This is a genomic window from Variovorax sp., assembly GCF_965279555.1.
Classification (GTDB): Bacteria; Pseudomonadota; Gammaproteobacteria; order Burkholderiales; family Burkholderiaceae_C; genus Variovorax.
The window spans coordinates 338,149-362,694 of sequence record NZ_OZ257247.1; the positions used below are offsets into that span (position 1 = coordinate 338,149).

The 24,546-nt window shown below is 66.1% G+C and carries 23 protein-coding genes and 1 pseudogene; 17 read left to right on the top strand and 7 right to left on the bottom strand.

Translation table 11 applies throughout. From position 1 onward, the window contains the following. Positions 1-367: 367 nt before the first annotated feature. From ACQY8B_RS01665 to ACQY8B_RS01675, 3 genes and pseudogenes are all read right to left on the bottom strand, one after another. Positions 368-1,123 (bottom strand): hypothetical protein, encoded by a 756-nt coding sequence (locus tag ACQY8B_RS01665; protein WP_422085114.1) that lies wholly within the window; start codon positions 1,121-1,123, stop codon positions 368-370. A gap of 32 nt (positions 1,124-1,155) precedes the next feature. Continuing rightward, a pseudogene (locus tag ACQY8B_RS01670) lies at positions 1,156-1,405 on the bottom strand (DNA-binding protein). Then, positions 1,402-2,073: a hypothetical protein gene (locus ACQY8B_RS01675; RefSeq protein WP_422085115.1), complete on the bottom strand. Its 672-nt coding sequence runs from the start codon at positions 2,071-2,073 to the stop codon at positions 1,402-1,404. Before ACQY8B_RS01675 ends, ACQY8B_RS01670 begins: the two are co-directional and overlap by 4 nt. A gap of 163 nt (positions 2,074-2,236) precedes the next feature. On the opposite strand from ACQY8B_RS01675, the gene ACQY8B_RS01680 reads away from it, so the two are divergent. The 6 genes from ACQY8B_RS01680 to ACQY8B_RS01705 all read left to right on the top strand — a co-directional run bounded on the left by ACQY8B_RS01680 (position 2,237) and on the right by ACQY8B_RS01705 (position 8,144). Further along, complete coding sequence (locus ACQY8B_RS01680) at positions 2,237-2,518, top strand: DNA-binding protein (protein WP_422085116.1); 282 nt, start codon at positions 2,237-2,239, stop codon at positions 2,516-2,518. Between the two features lie 209 nt (positions 2,519-2,727). Then, positions 2,728-3,408 carry a Tn7 transposase TnsA N-terminal domain-containing protein gene (locus ACQY8B_RS01685; RefSeq protein ID WP_422085117.1) on the top strand — a complete coding sequence of 227 codons (681 nt, stop codon included), beginning with the start codon at positions 2,728-2,730 and terminating at the stop codon, positions 3,406-3,408. Continuing rightward, on the top strand, positions 3,365-5,353 hold the full coding sequence (locus ACQY8B_RS01690; protein WP_422085118.1) for a transposase: 1,989 nt from the start codon (positions 3,365-3,367) through the stop codon (positions 5,351-5,353). Before ACQY8B_RS01685 ends, ACQY8B_RS01690 begins: the two co-directional genes overlap by 44 nt. An 80-nt stretch (positions 5,354-5,433) precedes the next feature. Then, positions 5,434-6,372, top strand: a complete 939-nt coding sequence (locus tag ACQY8B_RS01695; RefSeq protein WP_422085119.1) for a TniB family NTP-binding protein — start codon at positions 5,434-5,436, stop codon at positions 6,370-6,372. Beyond that, positions 6,362-7,363 carry a TniQ family protein gene (locus tag ACQY8B_RS01700; RefSeq protein WP_422085120.1) on the top strand — a complete coding sequence of 334 codons (1,002 nt, stop codon included), beginning with the start codon at positions 6,362-6,364 and terminating at the stop codon, positions 7,361-7,363. Before ACQY8B_RS01695 ends, ACQY8B_RS01700 begins: the two co-directional genes overlap by 11 nt. 28 nt (positions 7,364-7,391) lie before the next feature. Beyond that, entirely contained in the window at positions 7,392-8,144 is a 753-nt protein-coding gene (locus ACQY8B_RS01705) for a TniQ family protein (RefSeq protein ID WP_422085121.1), read from the top strand. Positions 8,145-8,819: 675 nt separating this feature from the next. Here the strand turns inward: ACQY8B_RS01705 and ACQY8B_RS01710 are convergent. After that, a complete protein-coding gene (locus tag ACQY8B_RS01710; RefSeq protein ID WP_422085122.1) occupies positions 8,820-9,284 on the bottom strand; it encodes a DUF962 domain-containing protein in 465 nt (154 codons plus the stop codon). A gap of 185 nt (positions 9,285-9,469) precedes the next feature. Here ACQY8B_RS01710 and ACQY8B_RS01715 point away from each other — a divergent pair, with 185 nt between their 5' ends. The 3 genes from ACQY8B_RS01715 to ACQY8B_RS01725 all read left to right on the top strand — a co-directional run bounded on the left by ACQY8B_RS01715 (position 9,470) and on the right by ACQY8B_RS01725 (position 13,191). Then, positions 9,470-10,195 carry a response regulator transcription factor gene (locus ACQY8B_RS01715; protein ID WP_422085123.1) on the top strand — a complete coding sequence of 242 codons (726 nt, stop codon included), beginning with the start codon at positions 9,470-9,472 and terminating at the stop codon, positions 10,193-10,195. Positions 10,196-10,241: 46 nt separating this feature from the next. Beyond that, positions 10,242-12,008, top strand: a complete 1,767-nt coding sequence (locus ACQY8B_RS01720) for a hybrid sensor histidine kinase/response regulator (RefSeq protein WP_422089129.1) — start codon at positions 10,242-10,244, stop codon at positions 12,006-12,008. A gap of 184 nt (positions 12,009-12,192) precedes the next feature. Beyond that, the gene (locus ACQY8B_RS01725) at positions 12,193-13,191 is read left to right on the top strand and encodes a hypothetical protein (RefSeq protein ID WP_422085124.1); all 999 of its coding nucleotides are present in this window, start codon (positions 12,193-12,195) and stop codon (positions 13,189-13,191) included. Between the two features lie 84 nt (positions 13,192-13,275). On the opposite strand, the gene ftsY is transcribed toward ACQY8B_RS01725, so the two are convergent. Next, entirely contained in the window at positions 13,276-14,535 is a 1,260-nt protein-coding gene (ftsY, locus tag ACQY8B_RS01730; RefSeq protein WP_422085125.1) for a signal recognition particle-docking protein FtsY, read from the bottom strand. Positions 14,536-14,564: 29 nt separating this feature from the next. Here ftsY and ACQY8B_RS01735 point away from each other — a divergent pair, with 29 nt between their 5' ends. Next, positions 14,565-16,013 (top strand): M16 family metallopeptidase, encoded by a 1,449-nt coding sequence (locus tag ACQY8B_RS01735; RefSeq protein WP_422085126.1) that lies wholly within the window; start codon positions 14,565-14,567, stop codon positions 16,011-16,013. 14 nt (positions 16,014-16,027) lie between these two features. Beyond that, a complete protein-coding gene (locus ACQY8B_RS01740) occupies positions 16,028-17,407 on the top strand; it encodes a M16 family metallopeptidase (protein ID WP_422085127.1) in 1,380 nt (459 codons plus the stop codon). Positions 17,408-17,411: 4 nt separating this feature from the next. Here the strand turns inward: ACQY8B_RS01740 and ACQY8B_RS01745 are convergent, their stop codons facing one another. After that, positions 17,412-18,326 carry a LysR family transcriptional regulator ArgP gene (locus ACQY8B_RS01745; protein WP_422085128.1) on the bottom strand — a complete coding sequence of 305 codons (915 nt, stop codon included), beginning with the start codon at positions 18,324-18,326 and terminating at the stop codon, positions 17,412-17,414. A 78-nt stretch (positions 18,327-18,404) separates the two neighbouring features. On the opposite strand from ACQY8B_RS01745, the gene ACQY8B_RS01750 reads away from it, so the two are divergent. Genes ACQY8B_RS01750 through pxpA form a run of 6 tightly spaced genes read left to right on the top strand, consistent with a single transcriptional unit; the run spans position 18,405 to position 22,705 of the window. Next, positions 18,405-19,040 (top strand): LysE/ArgO family amino acid transporter, encoded by a 636-nt coding sequence (locus ACQY8B_RS01750; RefSeq protein WP_422085129.1) that lies wholly within the window; start codon positions 18,405-18,407, stop codon positions 19,038-19,040. A 43-nt stretch (positions 19,041-19,083) separates the two neighbouring features. Further along, complete coding sequence (locus tag ACQY8B_RS01755; RefSeq protein WP_422085130.1) at positions 19,084-19,731, top strand: RsmD family RNA methyltransferase; 648 nt, start codon at positions 19,084-19,086, stop codon at positions 19,729-19,731. A 42-nt stretch (positions 19,732-19,773) separates the two neighbouring features. Then, complete coding sequence (gene coaD / locus ACQY8B_RS01760) at positions 19,774-20,277, top strand: pantetheine-phosphate adenylyltransferase (protein WP_081269908.1); 504 nt, start codon at positions 19,774-19,776, stop codon at positions 20,275-20,277. 6 nt (positions 20,278-20,283) lie between these two features. Further along, positions 20,284-20,946: a 5-oxoprolinase subunit PxpB gene (gene pxpB, locus ACQY8B_RS01765; protein ID WP_422085131.1), complete on the top strand. Its 663-nt coding sequence runs from the start codon at positions 20,284-20,286 to the stop codon at positions 20,944-20,946. After that, positions 20,943-21,941, top strand: a complete 999-nt coding sequence (locus ACQY8B_RS01770) for a biotin-dependent carboxyltransferase family protein (RefSeq protein WP_422085132.1) — start codon at positions 20,943-20,945, stop codon at positions 21,939-21,941. Before pxpB ends, ACQY8B_RS01770 begins: the two co-directional genes overlap by 4 nt. A 23-nt stretch (positions 21,942-21,964) precedes the next feature. Next, the gene (gene pxpA, locus ACQY8B_RS01775; RefSeq protein WP_422085133.1) at positions 21,965-22,705 is read left to right on the top strand and encodes a 5-oxoprolinase subunit PxpA; all 741 of its coding nucleotides are present in this window, start codon (positions 21,965-21,967) and stop codon (positions 22,703-22,705) included. A 26-nt stretch (positions 22,706-22,731) separates the two neighbouring features. Here pxpA and ACQY8B_RS01780 read toward each other — a convergent pair whose 3' ends face one another. Next, entirely contained in the window at positions 22,732-24,414 is a 1,683-nt protein-coding gene (locus ACQY8B_RS01780) for a methyl-accepting chemotaxis protein (RefSeq protein WP_422085134.1), read from the bottom strand. Positions 24,415-24,546: the final 132 nt, after the last annotated feature.

The window sequence follows — 24,546 nt, forward strand, 5'->3', positions numbered from 1 at the left end:
CGAGGCCCTTATTGACGACTGGACGGTTCACGGCGTGATGTTGGTGACGTGTTGAAGCAGAGCGAACGCCATGCGCCATGCACACGGCCGTTGCAGTGAGCCTTTGCTGTGCGTTGGTTGATCCGAACGATTTCTCCGACATGCCGTTTCAAGCCACCTCGTGCTGCAGGACTACCCGCCCAGCCCACTGGCCCGAGCGATGGCGACGATGCCAGTGGGTCACAAGCTGGCATTCGTGCCCTACTTCGTCGTGACCTTTGGGCCTGTTCTTCGTAAGTGGCTAGCTGCTTACCCTATACGAGGCAGAGTCAATGTGTTCGACACGGCATGGTGATCAAGTGCGAAGCGCAGATGGTTCGCTGTGCTCCTACAGGGGCAATTGTGCTTTGTCAGGTGCGACCGACAATCGCAGGAAATGCTTCATGAATGAGGCCGTCAGCTCGAAGATGATTTCGATCTCCGAGGTGATAACGGCGTCGTCGTGCTTGACAAAGGTGTTCTGGTAGCCGGCATAGTAGTCCACCAGCTTCTGGAACATATTGGCCAGTTCCTTGGAGCCTCCCTTCGAGCGGACGAACTGGCCGACCATCGGCACCTGATTCTCCAGCGACTTGCCATTACCAAAAATATCGCGAAGCAGTAACTCCAGCGCCAAGCGCAGATCATCCAAAGTGTTGCGTCGAAAGACGCCATGGTCATGCTTTTGCAGAGCCTCGTCGAACAACTTTCGTACGGCATCGTGACCAGTCAGCCAATGGCGAGTTTCAGTGAGGAGCGTGCGCTCCATATCGGTTTGCTGGTCTTGGTCCGCAAACTCCGCGTACTCAGTCATCAGCTTGACCTTAAGCCGAGTCAGTGCTGCGTTCGACCCGTCGGCATTCAGCCGGTCGCACAGTTCGCGAATGATCTGATACTGCTGCTTGGGGGCAAAGACGATCAGGTTGTCGAGCAGCGCCGTGCGCTTGTTTGGGCAATCGAAGGGATAGCGCGCGTGTTGTATGTCGACGCCAAAGTCAGCGGCGTAGGCGCTTGTGATCTCGACCAGCTTGGACCCCGTTAGGCCGTTCGCCGTCAATTCGGTGGCAGCGTGGGAGATAAAGGCGGTTGGGATGCGTTCGCGCATCCATCAATATTACGATGTGTTCGAGCGCATGGTCATGTCGCCTTGAGGATGGCCGACAGGCTGCTGAGCGCCGGATTGCCCTTAGGCGACAGCGTCGCGGTAGAGCTGGGTCGGATTCAGGAGTGCCTATTCGGTCACGGCCTGCATCCCGCCAAGCGCCTGCACCACTTGGTGCAGCACGATCAGTAGCTCGGCTTGGTCACCATCGGCCAGGATGCCGTTGATGGCTTGGACGATGGTCGGTGCCTCCGTGGTTCGGCGGTGAAGCCCGCATGAAGTCATTCAAGTGCGGCTGCGCAAAACTTTCGCTTTGCAGAGATTTCAGCATGCACCTCGGAGCACCTATCGATTCCCTGAGGCCCCAATAGATCAAGCAGTGCTGGCTCGACCGATTGCAAAGTGACCAGCATCCAAAAGTGAGCGTAAGGGGAACTGGGGTTTGCATCGATCCAGTACACCAGCCAGTCCCGTATCAGGCTGCGCCACGACGCCTCGCTCCCTCCGCCGAGGTTGGCCTTGAAGCGGACCAACAGTACCCCCAGCGCGTCTAGATTCGTAGGCTGACTGAAGCCCTCAAAACTTCGTAGTTCGATCGACTCAATGGAATTCGGGACCAGGTACCTGAGTGGCTCCGGTATGCACCGACCGCCGAGCATGTCCGCGTGAGCGCGCCGATGGCGGCGGTCATGGTTGAAATCGGCCACCTCACATGGACTGTTCCACTTGGCAATGATGTCAAACACGAGATTGCTGTACGCGCACTCGAGTTCGGGATAGCAGCTCAAGGCCCACGCGACTGGACCGCATCCAGTCGCGGCTGACTTCGGAATCTGAAGACCCTTGACGTAGCGCGGAAAGGCATCCGGCTTCCGCGCGCTCTGGCGCGAATGTGCCGCCAGATAGGCCTGTTCCAGGCCACCTGTCGACAAGCCACTCACTTTTCTCAGCATGCCGAAAAAGTAGGCCGTACGCCAAGCGTCCAGCGGCCTGGTCGGCGGTCGCCCTCGACTGCGTTGTGTAGTTTCCATCAGACTCTATACGTCGAGAAATTCCACTTCTTTCGATTTTCATGCCGGGTAGGCAATGCACGTGCGAAGCGAAACAATGTGCTGCATGAACGAAAGTCGTGTTCCACCTTGTGAGGCCTCGGCGCTTGACGAAAGGAGCGTCGCAGTTCAGCCCTTGGGCGGCGGCGACCCATTGCGCACGCTTGACCAGGCCAGGGCCAATTTCGTAAGCGCAGGAATTTCTGTTGCCGAATGGGCCCGTGATCACGGGTTCAGCGAGTCCCTCGTCCGGTCCATCTTGGCCGGCAGGCGAAAGTGTCTTCGTGGGCAGTCACACGCCATTGCAGTGGCCCTCGGGGTCAAGCGAGGCGGATGCACCGCGCCCTGAGACCCCTAGACGAACCAACCCAGGAAGAAAAGGAGTTCACCACAAAAAAGAAAACGCCCCTCACCCTTTCGAATGATTGGCGTCTTCTGCCGCTGAAGAAACTCCAACAGCCTCACAACTGCAGTTTCTTCTGGCAGACCACCCCCTGTCAAGCATCCCACCGGTCTTTTTGAGGGCTGGCGCGGATTTCCTTTGCCTGGAGAAACACCATGGAACCCGATTCACCTGCGCCCGTGCGCAAGGTGGTTTCGCGCTCACCCGTTCGAACCGTGCGCCGGCTGAATCTGCCGAGCATCTTCGATCGACCGGTCGAATGCGAGTCCTCCCTTGAACGCGACTTCGTCCTGCGTGCCGCCCTCTGCCCCGATGTGGCGCGCCTGCAGCACCAACCTTTTCGCCTTGAGTTGCCCTCAGGTCGAAGGTACACGCCCGACTTTCTTGCCACGTATCGCAGCGGCGCGCGCTTGGTCATCGAGGTCAAGCAAGAAGCGCGAACCGAGCGGTTTGCCGAAATCTTCGATCAGGCGCGATCGCTGCTGGCCGCCCGTGGCATCGACTTTCTGTTGCTCACTGAAGTTCAGATACGCCACGAGCGAGCCCATGAGCGCGCGGCCATGGTTCTGCGCTACCGGAAGATGGCAATCGATCCAACGGTGTGCCAGCGCATCCTGGCTCGCCTTGCTGAGCATCCCGAGGGACTGACGCTGCTGGCCCTGCAGGAGCAATGCAACGTGGCACGCACTGACGTGCTGTGCCTGGCCGCAGCCCGGGCCATACGTCTGTCCAGCGTCATCGCTTTGGACGACGACAGCCGCTTCTTTCCCAACATTCCCATGGAGGCCGATCATGAAGTTCGCCTTGAGAGCTGGTTTGATTCTGCGCAGCGGTGAGCGGCACATGGAGTTCGCACGGGAACTGCCCGATGGCGATGTGCAACTGGAAGATGTGTTGACCCGTAGGCCAACGGTGATGAGGCAGTCTGAACTGCTCAAGCGCATCTGGACTGGCCGCCTGGTGCCGGTGACTAGCCTCGCAAAGGGCTCTACCACCCCGGAGCGGCCGGAAGACTGTTGGGCCGACAAGCAGCCGCTGGTCGACCTGTCCCAAATCAAGGCGAGCTGGCAGAGGCAAATCGACTACCGCCTGCGCTACCTGAAAGGGGTGGAAGCTGCACACGTCAGTTTTGGCAACCTTCGGCGTGTAGCAGCCGTCATTCGCACAGTGGCTAAAACAACCGACGACCACAGGGCCCCTTCAGCCTCGACAGTCGCCGCATGGGGGCGCCGATTTCTTCACGCCGAAAGAAACCCGCTGGCACTCGTTGATCGCAACAAGCTGCGGCGAACCCCGCGGCGCCTTTCCGAAGAGGTCGAGAAACTGATTGCGGACGTGCTGCGTACCCGGTACCTCACACGGGAACGCAACTCACTGGTGCATGCGCATGACTGCCTGGTCAAGGAAATGCGAATCGCCGTCCAAAACGGACAGATCCCTGAACAGGCGGCCAAGGTCAGTCTGGCGACGCTCTCTAGGCGCGTCGGTGAGATCGACATTTACCGGCGCATCGCTGCCCGCGAGGGAGACGCGCGGGCGCGCATGGTGACGCGTACGACCATGGACGGAGCGGCTGCAGCCTACCCGCTGCAACGCGCGGAGGTCGATCACACGCCTCTGAACTGGGTCGTGATTTGCGATGACACCGGGTTGCCATTGGGACGTCCTTGGCTAACCGTCGTCATCGATGCATTCTCGGGATATGTCCTAGGTTTCCACCTGAGCTTCTTTGCTCCGGGAGTCAGCAGCGTGGTCGGGGCTCTGCGCAACTCGGTGATCCCCAAGGACGAGCTTTGTGCGCAGATGGGACTATCCAGTCGATGGCTGTCCTATGGCCTCGCAGACGAATGGCTGCTGGACAACGGCCTTGAATTCCACGCATTGGCCTTCTTGCGAGTGATGTGGGCGCTGGGCACGGATGTGACGTACTGCCGGGTCCGCACGCCCTGGCTGAAGCCTCATGTCGAGCGCTTCTTCGCGACCCTGAACTACCTCACACTGGGACGAGGCCGGGTCCACAAGGCCATGGCCAACGTGGTCAACATCGACCCTTACAAAGACGCGACCGTCGGGTTTGGTGATCTGGTCAAGGGCCTGACCATGTTTGTTTCCGAAGAGCATGCGCTGAACATCAACCAGCGCAAGCTTGCACGTCCGCTCGACCTGTTCCAGGAAGGGATCGAGCGTTGTCCGCCAGCCATCTATCCCGGCAGCTGGGATCAGTTGCGTGTGATCTCTGGCTTGTCATGTCACCTGACGGTGGGGCCGGGGGGCCTGGATTTGCACGGGATCCCCTACGGATCGGCCGAGCTGCTTCCATGGCGCAAGGAACTGGGTCAGCGCTTCAAGGCCCTCGTCAAATGGGATCCGGATGACATGGGAGCCTTGTTCGTGCAACACCCAAAGCGCGAGACGGAGTGGATTGAATGCCCGACCCGCTGGGGGGACTATGCGCGAGGTCTCTCCTTCAATCAGCACAAGATGATTCGCAAGTTCGCCCGTGAGCAGTTGAAGACCAACGGTGCCTACGAGCAGCTTTGGGCGGCGCGCATGCGTCTGCACGAGCACTGGGCGGACTGCAGCCGTCCCAGGGATCGCAAGAACTCTCTGCACGCAGCTCGCGCGGCAGGCGTCACCTCCGCTGGGCTTTTTCATCAGCCACGGCTCGATGCGGGGGCAGCCCTTCGCCCCGTTCCGGCAGCGGACGTGATCCAGCTGAATACCGGGAGTGTGGTGGAACCGGAGATTCCCGATTTCGATAGCTTCGTCTTGGGGGCGTGATGGCACACCACGCAAACAACGAGATCCTGCCCCCTGGAGGCCCCGTCAAAAAGGGGAACTCCCGACGCCACGAGATCGAGATGACGGATTTCGATGGTCCGGACGAGGAGGAGCGGCGCATCGAGCAGCGGCGCCTCTTCACCTACTCGCCCCAAGCCATTCGGGCCGCCGTGGCGGTCGACCGCGTCATGGTCAACTACCCGGCCTTCGCCGAAGCGATGGCCGGCGCCGACCGGGTGTTCCAGCTGGGTAGGGAATTGACCGTCCAGCAAGGAATCACCATCACGGGCGAGAGCGGCTCCGGCAAGACAGCGCTGGGCCGCTACTTCATCGGCTCCCAGCCAAAGTCGACGCTGTTCGAGGACGGATTCGGGGCGGTTGCCATCCGATTGCCCGGGCGCCCGACCGTAGGGCATGTCGTCGGCGCGCTGCTGCGCCGGCTGCGCCATCCCTTTCCAAGCATCAGCCCACAAACGCTCGACATCAAGCGGCAGATGTTGATTGACGCTCTGCGCCAGAAAGGGACACGGGTGATCTTCATCGACGAGGCGCATTACCTGCTCATGCAGGCTCGCATGCATGGCCGTGCTCAGATGATGTACGGCAACGTGACGGACGTCATCAGGGAGCTGATGGATGAAACGCCGGTAGCCGTGGTGCTGCTCGGAACCTCCGAGCTGCTGGAACTAGAGGCGGCCGATGCTCATTTGGCCAATCGCGTCAGCGCGCGCTTCGAGCTGCGCGGACTCGAAGTGCCTGTGATCTGGCATGGCTTTGTGCGCAGTTTCGTCAAGCAGGTGCAATCGGTGGACTTGTCCCCACTCGCCGAGAAAGAGGAGGCGCAGCGGCTGCATGTGGCCACCCAGGGCAATCTGCGCTCGTTCAAGCGCCTGGTGACCGAAGCCGCGCTTGTCGCAGTGGATGACCGCGCCCGGGTCGTGAGCCCGCAGCATCTCCAGAAGGCCTTCGAGCGAGCAAACGGCAGGGCGGCCGGCAAGGACAATCCCTATGCTTCCTGAACTGTCCAGCCTTCCTGTGGTGCGCTCCATGAACGACGGAGAGTCCGGACTGGGATTCCTTCTGCGTTGCGCACATGCGAATGGCCTGTCGATGAAACAGCTAATGACGCTGGCGGGCGTGCGGACACCCACATGGCTCCAGCCTGCCGACATCATGCGTCTGGCCTTCTTGGTAGGCATTGCACCCGCTCGACTTGCGCAAACGCTGAGGCAGCGGCGAACGCAACTTGGTCGCCGCGAGTTCGAATTCGCCGGACATCGGTGGACGAGCGCCGCGGCATTTCGAACCCGGGCAGTGCAGATATGTCCGAAATGCCTGCGGGATCAAGGCCATTGTCTGGCCGTCTGGGAACTGGCTGCTTGCCCCGTATGCCCACGGCATCAGTGCGAGCTGATCGACCGCTGCCGGCACTGCGGGACGCTCATCAACTGGACCCGTCCCGCCGTGGATGTGTGCCGATGCGGACTCTATCTGGTGGCGCCTGGTCCGACCGACCGGATTCCTCGCGCCGCTGCCGATTGGTGCCACTGGCTGGAGCACCAGTGTGATGCGCGTTCTGAGCTCGCCATGCTCCTTCCGGACCGGCTGTCGTGGCTTGCTTCCGCCGGACCGGACGGCGCATTCCACATCCTCATGGCCTTTGGCACTCGGCGGGACGTCATGCACAGTCAGTCCACTTCAGACACGGTCCGCATGAGAACTCCCGCGGAGATGATGCAATGCGTGGTGCGTGCTTTTGAACGGATGGCCGGCATTGGCCCGGACTCGGGCCCTTTGCCCAGTGAGCTTGTGGATTTGGTTGATCAGCCTCGCCTGGAACGGCTGGCCTGCTTCGGTGCTTTGGAGTCTGCGCGGCGCGTCGCGCGCCAGCTGCTTCGCCGCATGCGCTGCGAAGCACCGCTGGAGTTGTTGCGCCGGCCATGGCGCACCGCACCGCCTTTCAAAGGCCAGTTGGAGCTGTTCGACGATGGCCGGCCGAGCACCACCTGAGCTAAGGTGTCCGGGGGATCTTGGGCAGTTGACCGGCTTGCCTCGCGCGGAAGCCTTCGAGGCACCGAGTTCCTGGCTGACACGGGCCAGTTTGTCGCAGGGCATCCGGCCAAAGGATCTGCTGGCGTTCATGGGATTCGCGCGCGATGTTCGGCGCCGTGCCGATCCGAACCTCTTGCTCATGTCCGCGGCTGGCCGCAGAGTACTCGACTCTGCGGGCATCCTGGCGACAATGCCGGTCGCCCGAAAGGTCTTCGATACCCTGAAATCAGTGGACCCTAAGGGAGCGGTCTTGTTGCGCGATCCACATGGTCAGCCGTGCTCTCGGTATTGCCCGGAATGCCTTCGCGATCAACGCATGCCGCACTTCGAACTCCACTGGCGCTTTGAGCCATGGAGACATTGCCCGCTGCACCAATGCCTCATGGAAGGGCGTTGCGCGCACTGCCGCCAGCCGGTGCTACTGCCGTTCGATATGGTCAACGGCGGTAAAGCTGGCGTCGCACACTTGCGCGACTGTCAGCATTGCGCACGTCCACTCCACGCGGTGACACCGGTCAGGCTCGAAGGCCTTGGCATGACAGAGCTCGACCAGGTTCGGTTGAGGAACGGGCGGGCGCTGATGGCCGCGCTCTATCACGGTCGGCTGCGTGTCCAGGACGGCACTTGGATGAAGACATCGCGAAGTGAGAAGTACATCAAGGCGATGACTTTTTGGAAGCCAGGTGGCTGGTATTCGCCGGACGATGTGCGGGCCTCAGCGGCCGTCCGCATCTTGTGAGCCACTGACTCGACGGGCTAGGCGGTCCTCGGCCTCGACTTCCTCATATGTGAGGTCGGCGGCGAAGCCTTTAGGTTCGACAGCGGGGAGTCTTGCCAAAGCTCGAAGGTTGTTGAACTGCGCCCAGACCTCGCGCTGCAGCAGGACGCATCTGTCGTGATAGTCGCTGTCGACAACCCTATGCGCCAGCACTCCCGACTCTCGTGCGGCGAACATGGCGATTGCATACTCCAGCCAGCTGTCGTAGCCGCTAGGAAGGGGATCGTCTTGTGCGTACCTAGCCCATAAGGAGGTGGCGGCTTCTGGTGAGGTTGGCCGAAGGGTGTGGGCTTCGGTATGCTCGACGGATGGGGAGTGTTTTGACGTAGTGTTCTTGAGCTCCTGGGCGCACGGTATGTGCGCAGGCTCACACTTTAGCTGTCAGTGGAAGAGGCCGCCATCAGTGCCGGGCAGACCAAGGCCTGAGGTATCGAGCCTTCCTGTCGATTTCCCAATTGCCACGTGCGCGGAGCAGTAGCTTCGGGCAGCCAATGGTTGGAAAATTCAGAACTCAATGAGGAAAACTTCGAGAAATTCAGAACTCAGTGAGACACGGGTTCAGAACTGGGGCGCGCGGTGTACGCTAAGTAGCTGATTGAAAAGAAATTCATGTTCACTTCTCAATGCGGCTCGACACTACCAGCGTATGCCCAGCTTTAGAAACAGCTTCGACAGAACGAACAGCGGGCCGACCCAGAGGTATTGGATGTCTTCGAAGAACGAAGGTTTCTTGCCTTCCAGCTTGTGGCCTACGAACTGGAAGATCCAAGCCACTACAAACATAGCGGCTGAAACCGGCAATACAAGGCCGCCCATCGCATCGACCAGCGCCAGGGCGATGGCGGTCAGCACGGCCATGGTCAGCAGGAAGGCCGGCGCCCGCAGCAGGGCGTAGTACACGAGGCTGGCCGCCACGAACACATACGCCATCCAGGGGTGGATCGCGAACAGCAGCCCGACGATGCTCAGCATGATGGCCGGGATGGCCACGAAATGGATCAGTTCGTTGGTCGGGTTCCGGTGGCTCTCCTCGTAGTGGGCGAGCAGCCGGTCGACCTTGCGGTCGCTCGATTCGAGCGGGGCGGCGGCAGTGTGCGTCATGGCTTGTCTCCGTGGGCGCCGTTCGATGCGGCGGAACTTCAATGGTGCACACGGAAAAGCCCGATGGCAAGAGCGCTTCCGATGTGTATTTGCTATCAAAAAATTAGCTTGAAAGCATTACAGGTACGCGCAAAGCATGACTTTGGGCACTTTCATCGCGCCGTCGCGCCGCTAAGATCAAACGCGTGGCATCCCTTGACACCTCACCCACGCCCTCTCAGCCGGCCGCCGAGGCTGGCACGCCCACCTCCACCCCTCCACCCACCGCGATTCTCGTCGTGGACGACCACGACCTGCTGCGCCTCGGCGTCTGTGCGCTGGTCCAGGCGCAGGCGGCGTCCTCCGGCGCGAACATCGAGGTTTTCGAGGCCGGCAACGTGGCCGACGCGCTGGTGCTCTACGAAACCCACCAGGCGTCCATCGGCCTCGTGCTGCTCGACTTGGCGCTGCCCGACACGCGTGGCCTGAGCGGCCTGGCCGACTTCCGCCAGCGTTTTCCCGACGCGCGCATCGTGGTGCTCTCGGGCACCGGCAACAGCACGCTGGCGCAGGGCGTGCTGGCGCTGGGCGCGGCCGCCTTCCTGCCCAAGTCGGCCGACCTGAAGGAAGTGGTGAGCTTCATCCGCGCCTGCGGCCTGCTCGACCCCTCGGCCCCCGGCGCCGCCGAACCCCCGCCGCCGGCCGTGTCCAGGCCGCTCGCCGGCCATGCCGAATTCGCCCATGCCAGCGCCTGGCAGGAACTCACGCCGCGCCAGATGCAGGTGCTGCAATGGGTGCTCGAAGGCAAGGCGAACAAAGAAATCGCGCAGCTCGCGAACCTGAGCGAAGGCACCGTAAAAAACCATGTCTCTACCATCCTGCTGCTGTTCGGCATGCGTTCGCGCGCCCAGCTGATCAGCACCCTGCACTGAGTTGAGCGCACCGACCGTAGCGCCGAGCGAGCCGTCCGCCGACTACATGCTCGGCCAGCGGGTGCTGCGCGAGAGCATCGCCTCGGTCTACAGCACCTACATCGTCTCGACGCTGACGCACATGGCGTTCGTGCTGGTGTTCGGCGCCATCATCTATTCGCAGCTGAAAGACCCGAGCCTGCTGTTCTGGCTCGCCGCGCTGCTGATCGCCGACGTCTACGTGCTCTTCACGCCACGCTGGACGCCCGAGCGGCCGGCGCGCGAAAGCGCCTACTGGGCGCGCAAGATCTCGCGCATGGTCACGCTGGTGAGCATGGTCACGGCGGTGGTGCCCTGGCTCATCGTGCCGCACGAAAACCTGCCCATGACTTCGCTGCTGATGGCCGTGATCGTCGGCAGCTGCGCGCGCGCTGCGCAGTCGCTCTGGCCGTTGAAGCCGGCGCTGTTCGGCTACACGATGCCGATGTCGCTGGGCATGATCACCGCGCTGGCCTGGCAGGGCGACGGCCTGCACCTGTTCCTGGCGGTGGCCGGCGCGGCCTACCTGCTCCTGACGCTGCACGCGGGCGTCGGCCAGCACAAGCTGCTCACCGAGTCGCTCTTGCTGCGCTTCGAGAACGAGGCGCTCGCCGCGCGGCTGGGCGAGCAGATCGCCGCCACCGAACGCGCCAGCGAAGAGAAGACGCGTTTTCTCGGCGCCGCCAGCCACGACCTGCGCCAGCCGCTGCACGCCATCGCGCTGTTCGGCGCCGCGCTGGAAAACGAACTGCGCGACCGCCCCGAGCGCCGCAATGCCGAGCGCCTGATGCGCGCGGTGAATGCGCTGGGCGCATCGCTCGACACCATGCTCGACGTCTCGCGGCTCGATGCCGGCGTGGTCACGCCGGTGCCGCAGCCGGTGCAGCTCGACGCGCTGTTCCTGCCGCTCAACCACACCTTCGCGGCACGGGCCGAACACAAGCAACTGCAGCTGCGCGTGCTCGCCAGCGGCCTGTGGGTGCACAGCGACCCGCAACTGCTGCACCGCATGCTGTCCAACCTGATGGACAACGCACTGAAATACACAACACGCGGCGGCGTGACCGTGACGGCGCGCGACCGCGGCGAAGCGGTGTGGATCGAGGTGCGCGACAGCGGCATCGGCATCGCGCCCGAACAGTCGAGCCGGATCTTCGAGGAGTTCTATCAGATCAACAATCCGGGCCGAGACCGTTCGCGGGGCCTGGGAATCGGGCTGTCGATCGTGCAGCGGCTGTCGCGGCTGCTCGGCCATCCAGTGCAGATGCATTCGCGGCCGGGGCGGGGCACCTTCTTCCGCGTGGTGGTGCCCGCGGTGAAGGCGCCGGCACGGGCCGCGGCCACATCGGCCTCCGTTGCGGGGACAGCGTCGGCGCGGCGTGGCGGCAACCCCGAGTCCGCGTTGCCCGGGCGCGTGCTGCTGCTCGACGACGAACTGGAAATCCGCGAGGCCATGGTGGGACTGCTGCGCTCACATGCCGTCGATGCGCACGCCGTCGACAGCGAGGAGGCTGCCGCCGAGGCATTGAAGCAGGCCGCCGCCGAAGGCCGTCCGTTCGATCTGCTGCTGTGCGACTACCGGCTGGCCGACGGTGCCGACGGGCTCGACGCGGGTTTGCGCCTGAGCCAGGGCGCAAACCAGGGCACGACGGCCACGCCGCTGCTGCTCATTACCGGCGAAACCTCGCCGGACCGGCTGCAGCGCGTGCGCGAGTCACGCGTGCCGGTGCTGTTCAAGCCGGTGGCTGCTGAATCGTTGCTGCGGGCGATGGCGGAGCTTGTGACAGTTCATTAGTCCGTGGCGATTTCTGAGCCTATTGGTATTAATTGGACGCCAATGTGCTCCGTAGCCAACAGATATCGTGACTTTTGGCACTGGTGAATACCGTGGTGGCGCTTTAACTTAGCGGGGCCCTGGCGCTTCGGACACTCCTCCGATTCTTTGCCAGTGCGCTCACAACACATGGATCCCGGAGGTTTTGAAGTTCAGACTCGCGGCAGTAGCCGCAGCAGTCGCGGCGACGCTTGCCCTCGCGGCTTGCGGTGGCGGCGGCAACGATGGCAACAGCTTTGCGCCCATCGGCGTTCTCCCGCCCCCACCCCCCGCTCCCGCTCCGCCGCCAGCCGAGCCCCCCGCTCCAGCCCCTGCGCCCGCGCCGGCCACCAGCACCTTCCTGTACGAGCAGGTGCCGTATCCGGCGGATGGCGCGGCTTTCCTGAACGACCTCAATACCGAAGGTGCGAAGGGCTTCAGGTTCCTCGGCGCGTTGACGGCGGCCCAATCCGGGGCCGGCGCCAACGTCTACTACAAGACGGGCGACATCACCTATGTCTACGAGACGAAGGCGGCTCCCGCGGACGCGGATGCCTTCCTGGCCCAGGCCAACGAAGCAGGCGGGCGCGGCTATCGCTGGGCCGGCGCGAGCAGCGTGAACAACGTGCCGGTGATGATTTACCGCAAGGACAGCGGTACCGACGCCACCTACACCTACCGCACCGAAGCCGCGGCGGCCAGCAGGTCCGAGTTCATCACCCGTGCCAACGCGCAGGGCGCGGAGGGCTACTTCAATACCGCGCCGGCCTATGGGTTCGGCTCGGCGGTGGTCGCGGTGTTCGAGAAGAGTTCGGTGGGCAATTCCACGTTCGCCTATGAAGTGAAGGACGACGCATCCGACGTCGACGCGACCCTGGCGCAGTTCGAAGAGGCGGGCGCTCGCGGCTTCCGCTTCCGAGGACCGTACAGCTTCGGGAACATCTTCGCCAAGGACCTTTCGCAGTCCAGCACCTTCACCTACCAGGCCCTGGTTCCGAAGGACACGCTGACGGCGGAACTCGAGCAGTCGAACACGCTGGGTGCGACCGGCTTCGCCCTCATCGGTCCGATGATCGTGAATTCGCAGACGCGCAACTACTACTACAAGGCCAGCAATTGCACGGGGCCCGCCCTGTGCATGCCGACATCGCCGTTCGGTCTCTGACCCGGCGAGGGGGAGAAGAGAAGAAGAAAAGAGAAACGGCCCTGGCGCAAGCCGGGGCCGTTTTTTCATTGGGACGCGGGCGGCTCAGCCCAGCAGGGCCTGCGCAAACTCGCGCGCGTCGAAGGTCTCCAGGTCTTCCAGCTTCTCGCCCACGCCGATGAAGTACACCGGGATCGGCCGTTCGCGCGCAATGGCGCACAGCACGCCACCCTTGGCCGTGCCGTCGAGCTTGGTGACGATCAGGCCCGTGAGGCCCAGCGTCTCGTCGAATGCCTTGACCTGCGCGAGCGCGTTCTGGCCGGTGTTGCCGTCGATCACCAGCAGCACCTCGTGCGGCGCCGTGGCGTCGGCCTTGGTGACGACGCGCTTGATCTTCTTGAGCTCGTCCATCAGGTGCAGCTGCGTCGGCAGGCGGCCGGCCGTGTCGACCAGCACCACGTCCTTGCCGCGCGCCTTGCCGGCGTTCACCGCGTCGAAGCTCACGGCAGACGGGTCGCCGCCCTCGTTGCTCACGATCTCGACCGTGTTGCGGTCGGCCCAGACCAGCAACTGCTCGCGTGCCGCAGCCCGGAAGGTGTCGGCGGCGGCCAGCAGCACCGATGCGCCCTCGGTGGCCAGGTGCTTGGTGAGCTTGCCGATGGAAGTGGTCTTGCCCGCGCCGTTGACGCCGGCCACCATGATGACGGTGGGCGTGAACTGGCCGATGACCAGCGGCTTCTCCAGCGGCTTGAGCAGGTCGGCTATCGCCTCGGCCAGCAGCACCTTGACCTGGGCTGCGTCGGTGGCCATCTGGCGCTTGACGCGGCCGCGCAGGTCTTCGAGCAGGTATTCGGTCGCCTTGACGCCGGTGTCTGCCATCAGCAGTGCGGATTCGAGCTCTTCATAGAGCGCGTCGTCGATCTGGGCGTTGACGAAGACGGCCTGGATGCCGGTGCCGGTCTTGCGCAGGCCGGTCTTGAGCTTGTCGAGCCAGCTCTTGCGCTCGGGGACCGCCGGCGCTGAGGCGACTGTTGCGGGTGCGGGTGCCGGGGCTGGCGCGGGAGCTAAGACAGGTGCCGGCGCCGGAGAGGGTGCGGCCACCACCGGGGCTGGCGCCGGCGCTGCGACGACCGGTGGAAGGGCGATCGGTGCTGGTGCCGGAGCAGGCGTTGAAGCAGGGGCCGGCGCAGGCGCAGGCGCGGCAGGCGTTTCCTCCGCGGCAGGCTTCGAGCCGAACCAGCTCGAAGGCGAGAACACCGAGCGCGTGGGCGCAGGCTCAGGGGCAGGCGCTGGCGCGGCCGCCGGAGGGGGGGGCGGCGCGACCGGGGCATCGGCAGGCGGTTTTTTCTTGAAGAAACTGAACATCAGAAGCTTTTTACAATCCGACCCATTCTATGAAACACCTCCCGCCACGCCGTGCTGCGTCTGGTGCGGTGCTGGCGATGGCGCTCGTGGCGCCGTGGGCCATGCCTGCGCAGGCCCAGTCCACTCCGGCCCCCGCCGCTTCATCCGCCGCTACCGCGGCTGCGCCGGGACCCCGGCAATTCACCCTGGCCAACGGCATGACGCTGATCGTCCAGCCCGACCGGCGCTCGCCCACGGCGGTGCAGATGGTCTGGGTCCGGGTAGGCTCCCTCGACGAAGTCGACGGCACATCCGGGGTCGCACATGCGCTCGAACACATGATGTTCAAGGGCACCAAGGACATCAAGCCCGGCGAGTTCTCGCGCCGCGTGGCGGCCCTCGGCGGCCAGGAAAACGCCTTCACCACCCGCGACTACACCGGCTACTACCAGCAGATTCCGGTCGGCAGCCTCGAGCAGGTGATGAAGCTCGAATCCGACCGCTTCGCCAACAACCAATGGCCCGACGACGAGTTCAAGCGCGAGATCGAAGTCGTCAAGGAAGAGCGCCGCCTGCGCACCGAAGACCAGCCGCGCGCCCTGCTCGGCGAGCAGCAGAACGCTGCTGTCTTCATCGCCTCGCCCTACCACCGCCCCGTGGTCGGCTGGATGAGCGACCTCGACGCCATGACCCCGGCCGACGTGCGCGACTTCCACCAGCGCTGGTACATGCCCGCCAACGCCGTGCTGGTGGTGGCCGGCGACGTCGACGTGGCCCAGGTCCGCGCGATGGCCGAGAAGTACTACGGCCGCATTCCGTCGCGCGCCCTGCCTGTGCGCAAGCCGCGCGTGGAGCCGGTGCAGCGCGGCATCCGCCGCCTCGAATTCAAGGCACCCGCCGAGCAGGCCTATGTGTCGCTGGCCTACCGCGTGCCGCAGATCGCGAACATCGACGACCTGAACAGCGACGCCTGGGCGCTGGTGGTGCTGTCCGCGGTGCTCGACGGCTATGCCGGCGCCCGGCTCGACCGCGCGCTCACCCAGGGCCCCGACCGTGTCGCCGATTCGGCCGGCGCCTATGCGGGCTTCATCGGCCGCGGCCCGCAGCTCTTCGTGCTCGAAGGCGTGCCTGCCGCCGGCAAGAGCGCCGAGGCGGTCGAGGCCGCCTTGCGCGCGCAGGTGGCGCGCATCGCCAAGGACGGCGTGGGCGAAGCGGAGCTGGCCCGCGTCAAGACCCAATGGGTGGCGAGCGAAACCTACAAGCGCGACTCGGTGATGGCGCAGGCGCGCGAACTCGGCAGCAACTGGATCCAGGGCCTGCCGCTGGACGCCAGCGAGCGCATCGTCGCCCGGCTGCAATCCGTCACGGCCGCGCAGGTGCAGGCCGTGGCGGCCAAGTACTTCGGCGACGACCAGCTCACGGTCGCCACGCTGCGGCCCCTGCCGCCCGAGGCCAAGCGCGGCCGCGGCTTCGCTGCGCCCGCGGGCGAGCTGCGCTGAAAGGTCCCGATTCCATGACGAAGACCCTCAAGAAAACCGCGCACGCCCTGCTGCTCGCAGGCGTGGTGGCCCTCACGGGCATGACCGGCGCGCATGCCGCGCTGCCCATCCAGCACTGGACGCTCGCCAATGGCGCCAAGATCTATCTGGTGTCGACCAACGCGCTGCCGATCGTCGACATGCAGGTCGACTTCGATGCCGGCAGCCGCCGTGACCCAGCCCCGCAGGCCGGCCTGGCCAGCACCACGGCGGCGATGGTCGAGAAAGGCGTGCGCGCAGGCAAGGGCGGCGAGCCCGCGCTCGACCAGAATGCCCTCGGCGAAGCCTGGGCCGACCTGGGCGCCAGCTTCGACGTCAGCGCCGGCACCGACCGCACCAGCTATTCGCTGCGCACGCTGTCCGACCCGGCGCTGCTGAACAAGGCCGTCACGCTGGCTTCGCGCGAGATCGGCGAGCCGGCCTTCCCCGACGACGTGTGGCAGCGCGAGCGCGAGCGCATCAACGCCGCCATCAAGGAGGCCAACACCAAGCCCGCGACCATTGCGGGCCGCGCGTTCGCGCAGACGGTGTACGGCACGCATCCCTACGGCCAGGAAGTGACCGAGGAAACGCTGGCGCGCATCGACACTGCCGCCATGCGCCAGCGCTACGAGCAGCTGATGGTGCCGTGCCGCGCCAAGCTCAGCATCGTCGGCGCCGTCACGCGCGCCGAGGCCGAGACGCTCGCCAACACGCTGCTGTCGCGCCTGCCCGGACCGGAGGCCTGCACACCGCTGCCGGCCATCGCGCCCGTGGCCGCGCTGACCGCGCCTAGGGAAGAGCACATTCCGTTCGACTCGGCACAGGCCCATGTCTTCATCGGCCAGCCCGGCTATCCGCGCAAGGACCCGGACCACTTCGCGCTCACGCTGGGCAACTACGTGCTCGGCGGCGGCGGTTTCGTGTCGCGCCTGACAGACCAGGTGCGCGAGAAGCGCGGCCTCACCTACAGCATCTACAGCGGTTTCGCGCCGGGGCTCGAGGCGGGCGCGTTCCGCATCGGCTTCCAGACTCGGCCCGACCAGGCCGAGGAAGCGGTGAAGGTGTCGCGCGAAGTGCTCGCGAAGTTCGTGGCCGAAGGCCCGACCGCCAGCGAGCTGAAGGCGGCCAAGGACAACGTGATCGGCGGCTTCCCGCTGCTGCTCGACAGCAACCGCAAGCTGATCGGCAACGTGGCCAACATCGCCTGGCACGACCTGCCGCTGGACTATCTCGACACCTGGACCGCGCGCATGAACGCAGTCACCGCGGCCGACATCAAGGCCGCGTTCCAGCGCAAGCTGCAGCCGGAGCGCATGGTGACGGTGGTGGTGGGCGGCAAGCCCGCCCAGGCCAACGCCAAGGCGCAGCAGTAAGCGACTAGGCCAGGGCGTGCGGCCCCTGGCCGGCGGCTGCGCGAACCGCCGAGCCCAGTCTTTCCAGCAGGCGCGGCGCCGCGCGCGCCTGCTGCCAATAGAGCGGCACCGGCAGCGTCGAACCGGGAACCAGTTCCACCAGCCTGCCTTCCCGAATGGCTTCGGCCACCATGCTGGCCGGATGCATGCCCCAGCCCATGCCAGCACAAGCCGCTTCGACAAAAGCGGTGGGCGAGGGCACCCAGTGCCGCGGCGTCTCGACATTGCGGTGGCAAATGCGCCGCACCCAGCGCGCCTGCAGCCGGTCCTTGCGGTCGAACACCAGGCTCGGCGCGCTCGCCAGCGTGCGCGCACCCACGCCCTTGGCGAAATGGTCGCGCACGAATGCGGGGCTCGCGGCCGCCACGTAGTGCATCGTGCCCAGTGCCTCGCTGTTGCAGCCCGCCACCGGCTTCGCCAGCGCGGTCACTGCCGCCAGCACCGCGCCGCTGCGCAGCCGTTCGGCCGTGTGGTCCTGGTCGTCCACCGTGAGGTCGAGCAGCACCGTCCGTGCCTGCGCCGTGAAGGCTGCCGCGGCATCGATGAACCAGGTCGCCAGGCTGTCGGCGTTGACGGCCACGCGCACCGTCAGCCGCTCGTCGCCGGCTTCGCCGCTGCCCATGCCCAGCGCGGGCAGGGCGTCGCGCAGTTCGTGCTCCAGCATGCCTACGCGCTCGACGTGGCGGCACAGCTGCAGCCCCGCTTCTGTAGCCACGCAGGGCTGGCCGCGCACGAGCAATGCGCCGCCGGTGCGCTCTTCGAGCTGCTTGATGCGTTGCGACACCGCCGACGGCGTGACGTGGAGCGCGCGGGCCGCGCGTTCGAAGCTGCCCTCGCGCACGACGGCTGCAAGGGCGTTCAGGGCGGCATAGTCGAGCATGATGGCGATGAAGTAAAACTGAATTGGTGTTAGAAGGTTTAGTTTGAATTAACCGTGTGCAGGCCGCAAGCTCGGACCATGCAAGCCGTACAAGCCACTCCCGCCTTCGCCAACGGGCTCTTCATGAGCCTGGTCCTCATCGTCGCCATCGGCGCGCAGAACGCCTACGTGCTGCGCCAGGGATTGCGCCGCGAGCACGTGGGCGCGGTGGTGCTGTTCTGCGCTGCCAGCGACGCTTTGCTGATCGGCGCCGGCGTGGCCGGCATGGCGCAGGCGCTGAAGGGCCGCCCGATGCTGGCCACCGTGCTCGCGGCACTCGGCGCCGTCTTTCTCTGCGGCTACGGCCTGAAGGCTCTTTGGCGCTCGCGCCGGCCGGCCGCGCTGCAGGCCAGCGCGCAGGGCGTGTCGCTGTCGCGCGCGGCCGTGGTCGCACAGGCTGCGGGCTTCACGCTGCTCAATCCGCATGTCTACCTCGACACCGTGCTGCTCGTGGGCAGTGCCGGGGCGCAGTACGCGGGGCTGCTGAAGGTCTGGTTCGTGGCGGGCGCGGCCACGGCCAGCGCGCTGTGGTTCACCTCGCTGGGCTTCGGTGCGCGCCTGCTTGCGCCGGTGTTCGCCCGGCCGCGCGCCTGGCAGATGCTCGACGGGCTCATCGGCGGCACCATGCTCCTGCTGGCCGCCATGCTGGCCCATCGCGCCTTCAGCGGGCTCTGAAGCGGGCTCCGGGGCGAGGGGCGCCGGGCGTTAAGCTCGCCGCATGCCCCAGAAGAAAGTCGCCCCAGCCGCCCGTCCCGCCGCAACCAGGCGCCCATCGAAGCCCAGCGAGGTTCGCATCATCGGCGGCGAATGGAAGCGCACCCGCCTTGCCGTGGCCGACAAGCCCGGCCTGCGCCCCACGCCCGACCGGGTGCGCGAAACCCTCTTCAACTGGCTCGCGAGCCTGGCCGGTGCCGGCGGCGGCGAACTGCCGGGCTGGCACTGCGTCGATGCCTTCGCCGGCACCGGCGCGCTGGGCCTGGAAGCCGCCTCGCGCGGCGCCGCGAACGTGTTGCTGTGCGAGCAGGACGCCGCGCTGGTCGCTCAACTGCAGGCCGCCAAGGCCAAGCTGTCGGCCGAGGCCGTGCGCATCGAGCGCGGCAACGGCGTGACCGCGCTCGAGCGCACGCCTGCCGGCAGCCTCGACGCCGTGTTCCTCGATCCGCCCTTCGACAGCACCGCGCTCTACGAGCCGGCCCTGCGCGCCGCCGCGCGCGCGCTGCGTGCGGGAGGCTCGGTGTACCTCGAGGCGCCGCGCCGCTGGAGCGACGAAGAGCTCGCCGCCTTCGGCCTCGTCGGCTTCCGTTACCTGAAGGCCGGCGCCGTGCATGCCCATCTGCTTCGGCCCGCCCCGGAGGGGGCTGCATAATCCGCCGAACAAGCCGCATCGGCAGCATGAGGAAGAACAACCATGGCCAGCAACGTGATCGCGGTTTACCCCGGCACTTTCGACCCCATCACCCTCGGTCACGAGGACGTGGTGCGGCGCGCAACCCAGCTCTTCTCCAAGGTGATCGTCGCCGTCGCGGCGGGCCACCACAAGAAGGCGCTCTTCACGCTGTCCGAGCGCATGGACATGGCCCGCGAGGCGGTGAAGCCCTACAGCGACCAGGTCACGGTCGAGAGCTTCTCCGGCCTGCTGCGCGACTTCGTCGTCGCGCGCGGCGGCAAGGCCATGGTGCGCGGCCTGCGCGCCGTGACCGACTTCGACTACGAGTTCCAGCTCGCGGGCATGAACCGTTCGCTGATGCCCGACGTCGAGACCGTGTTCCTGACCCCCAGCGACAAGTACCAGTTCATCTCCAGCACCTTCGTGCGCGAAATCGCCATGCTCGGCGGCGAGGTCCACAAGTTCGTTTCCCCCAACGTGGAGCAGCAGCTGGCTGCCAAAGTCCGCAGCCTCGGCCGTGAATAAGCCGCGATGAGCGGCACCCCCCCGCCCCGGCTGCATCTTCTGGGCGATGCAGCGCTCTTATGCGAGCTGCCGGCGCCCGCCACGCTGGCGCAGCAGCAGCGCATCTGGGCGCTCGCCGAGCGTGCGCGCCAATGGCCCGGCGTCGGCGAGACGCTGCCGGGCATGAACAACCTCACGCTCACCTTCGACCCGACCGCGATCGATCTCGACACGCTCACGGCCCATGTGCTGGAGGCCTGGCCGAAGCTGCCGGCCGGCGGCGCGCTGGGCCGGCTGGTCGAGATCCCCGTGGCCTATGGTGGCGAGCACGGGCCCGACCTGGCCGACGTCGCGGCCCACACCGGCTTGACTCCGGCCGAGGTGGTGCGGCGCCACAGCTCGGGCGAATACATCGTCTACCTGCTCGGCTTCCTGCCGGGCTTCGCCTTCATGGGCGGGCTGCCACCCGAACTCGCCACGCCTCGCCGGGCCGAGCCGCGCACCGCGGTGCCGGCGCGCTCGGTCGGCATCGGCGGCGAGCAGACCGGCATCTATCCGCTGGCGTCGCCCGGTGGCTGGCAACTGATCGGGCGCACCCCGCTCGAGCTGTTCGACCCCACGGCCGCATCGCCCACGCTGCTGCGCCCCGGCGACCGCGTGCGCTTCGTCGCGGAAAGCGTGCAGACATGATCGTCGTCCAGAAACCCGGCGTGCTTGCGTCGGTGCAAGACCTGGGGCGGCACGGTCACCGCCAGCTCGGCATCTGCCCCGGCGGCGCGCTCGACGTGCTTTCGCTCACGCTGGCCAACCGGCTGGTGGGCAACGCCGACGGCGCCGCGGGCCTCGAACTCACCATGGGCGGCTGCGAACTGCGCTTCGAAGCCGCCACCCGCATCGCGCTGACCGGCGACGACTTCACGGCCACGCTCGACGGCGTGCCGCTGCGGCCTTGCTGGAGCGTGCCGGTGGCGGCCGGCCAGACCCTGAAGCTCTCGGGCGCCAACGCGCCGGGTGCGCAGAAGGCCGGACTGCGCAGCTGGCTCGCGGTGGCGGGCGGCATCGACGTGCCGCAGATCATGGGCTCGCGCAGCACCGACCTGAAGGCCGGCTTCGGCGGCCACCAGGGGCGCCCGCTGCGCAAGGGCGACCGCTTGCCGCTGGGCGCGCCCAGGCTCGACGCCGCGCAGCTCGACCGTCGCCCCTTCGGGCTGCGCGGCCCGGACTGGGGCCCCGCGCAAGCCGACGGAGCCATCGCCTTGCGCGTGCTGCCCGGCCCCGAGTTCGAGCAATTCACCCTGGCCGCGCGCGACCTGCTGTGGGGTGAACCCTGGCGCATCACGCCCCAGAGCAACCGCATGGGCAGCCGCCTTGCGGGCGCCGAGCTCAAGCGCAAGCGCGGCGGCGACATGCTGTCGTCGGGCGTCATTCCCGGCACGGTGCAGGTGCCGCCGTCGGGCCAGCCGATCATCCTGATGGGCGATGCGCAGACCACCGGCGGCTACCCGCGCATCGGCGTGGTGATCCGCGCCGACTTGTGGAAGCTGGCACAGGCGCCGTTGGGCGGCAGGCTGCGGCTGGTGCAGGTCGACCAGCCGCAGGCGCTGGCAGCGTGGGCGCAGCAGCAGCGCTATCTTGCGCAGGTGGCGCAGGGGTTGGCCGCTGCAGGCTGGCCGGGCAGGGCATAGACTTTCCGCAAAGGAAACGCCCCATGCACATCGACCTCAACGCAGACCTCGGCGAAGGCGCCGGCAGCGACGAAGAACTGCTCGCGCTCGTGAGCTCCGCCAACATCGCCTGCGGCTGGCACGCCGGCGACGCCAAGACCATGCGGCAGTGCGTGCGCTGGGCCATGCGCCACGGCGTGGCCATCGGCGCGCATCCGAGCTTTCCGGACCGCGAGAACTTCGGCCGCAGCACCATGCACCTGCCGCCCGACGAGATCGTGGCCAACGTGCTCTACCAGGTCGGCGCGCTGGCGGCCATCGTGAAGGCGGAGGGCGGCAAGCTGTCGCACGTGAAGGCACATGGCCAGCTCTACAACCAGGCGGTGAAGGAGCCCGAGCTTGCCGACGCGCTGTGCGAGGCGGTGCGCCGCTTCGACCCCACGCTCAAGTTCTTCGGCCTCGCGGGCAGCGGCATGATCGACGCGGCCCGCCGTGCCGGCCTGGAGCCCGTAGAAGAGGTGTTCGCCGATCGTGGCTACATGCCCGATGGCAGCCTCGTGCCGCGCAGCCAGCCCGGCGCGCTCATCGACAGCGAAGAGCGCGCGATTGCGCAGACGCTCTCGATGGCGCGGGAGCGCCGCGTGACGGCCATCGACGGCAGCGTCGTGTCCGTCAATGCGCAGACCGTGTGCCTGCATGGCGACGGCGCCCATGCCCTGGCCTTCGCGCGCCGCATCCGCGAACGGCTGCAGGCCGAAGGTATCGCGGTGCGGTCGGCGGCCTGACGCTCAGGGCCCGCTCAGAACCGTTCTCACTCGCCTTCGGCCATCGCCAGCTTGGGCGCCGCCGCCGCAACGGCCACCGCGCGCGTGCGGACGGGCAGGGGAGCCGGCGTCTTCGCCTTGCCGGCCTTGGGCTTGATGACCGGTGCGACGAGCACGGCGCCCTGATGGCGGTCGTCCAGCTTGAACACGCTCACGGCCTGGAGCAGGTTGCCCGCCTGGTCCCGCAGCGAGGCCGCCGCGGCCGAGGCTTCTTCCACCAGCGCCGCGTTCTGCTGCGTGACCTGGTCCATCTGCGAAATGGCCTGGTTGATCTGCTCGATGCCCGAGGTCTGCTCCTGGCTCGCGGCGGTGATCTCTCCCATGATGTCGGTCACGCGGCGCACGCTGCCCACGATGTCGTCCATCGTGCGGCCCGCCTCGCCGACGAGCGCCGTGCCGGCGTCCACCTTGCTGACCGAGTCGCCGATGAGATCCTTGATTTCCCTGGCTGCCGCGGCCGAGCGCTGCGCCAGGTTGCGCACCTCGCCGGCCACCACCGCGAAGCCCCGGCCCTGCTCGCCGGCGCGCGCTGCTTCCACCGCGGCGTTGAGCGCCAGGATGTTGGTCTGGAAGGCAATGCCGTCGATCACGCCGATGATCTCGACGATCTTGCGCGACGACGCATCGATGGAGGCCATGGTCTCGACCACCTTGCCCACCACGTCGCCGCCCTTGAGCGCCACTTCCGAGGCCGACACGGCCAGCTGGTTGGCCTGGCGGGCGTTGTCCGCGTTCTGCTTCACGGTGGAGGTCAGCTCTTCCATGGAGGCCGCGGTCTGCTCCAGCGAACTGGCCTGCTCCTCGGTGCGCGAGGAAAGGTCTTCGTTGCCCTGGGAGATCTGCGCGCTGGCGCTGGCCACGCCTTCCGCGTTGCCGCGCACCAGGCCCACGGTGCGCGCCAGGCTTTCCTGCATGCGCTGCAGGGCGGTGAGCATGCGGCCGGTCTCGTCGGTGGACTGCACCTCGATCGCCTCGCCGAGATCGCCCTGGGCGACGCGATCGGCCACCGCGACGGCACGGTTGAGCGGGCGCGTGATGGAGCGCGTGATCAGCCATGCCGACACGATGCCCAGAAGGACAGCCAGCGCCGACGCCGCGACCATGATGTTGATCGCAGTCTCGGCGGCTTCGTTTGCCGCTGCCGAGGCCTGGTTCATCTGCCCGCTCGTGAACTCGACCATGTCCCGCAAGGCGGCCAGATATGCGGCCTGGGTCTTGTTGCGCTCGCCGAAGAGCATCTGCGTGGCTTCTTCCGGGCGATTGGCCATGGCCAGCTCGGCCACCGCGTTGGTGAAGGAGCGGTAGTCGGCGAGGCGGGTCTTCAGGGCGGCGAGCAGTTCGCGGCTGCGGTCGTTGTCCACCAGCTTGTCGAGTACGGCCATCTGCCGGTCGGTCTCGGCCCTCGACTGTTCCAGCGTCTGCCTGTTGGTGGTCCTGAGGGCCTCGTCTTTCACGAGGATCAGGTTGCGTGTCATGCGCGTCACGTCGGCTGCCTGATAAGACATCTCGCGCGCGGCTTCGATCTTGGGCGAGATGTTGGACGTGATGCGCGTGGTCGTGGCGTCCAGGTAGTGAAGGCGATTGATGCCCACGAAGGCGACGGCTGCCAGCAGGAGCAGCAGCAGTCCGAACACAAGACCCAGGCGCGCACTGATTTTCAGATTTTTCACGGTAGTGGAGGAAGTTGACGACGAAAGGACACCGGTGCGCTGCAAGCGGCCTTGCCTTTTTCTGTACAACGCACGACCTGTTTTCTATCGACGGCGGCGGACGAAGGGATTAGAGTTTTTTTTGCATTTAAC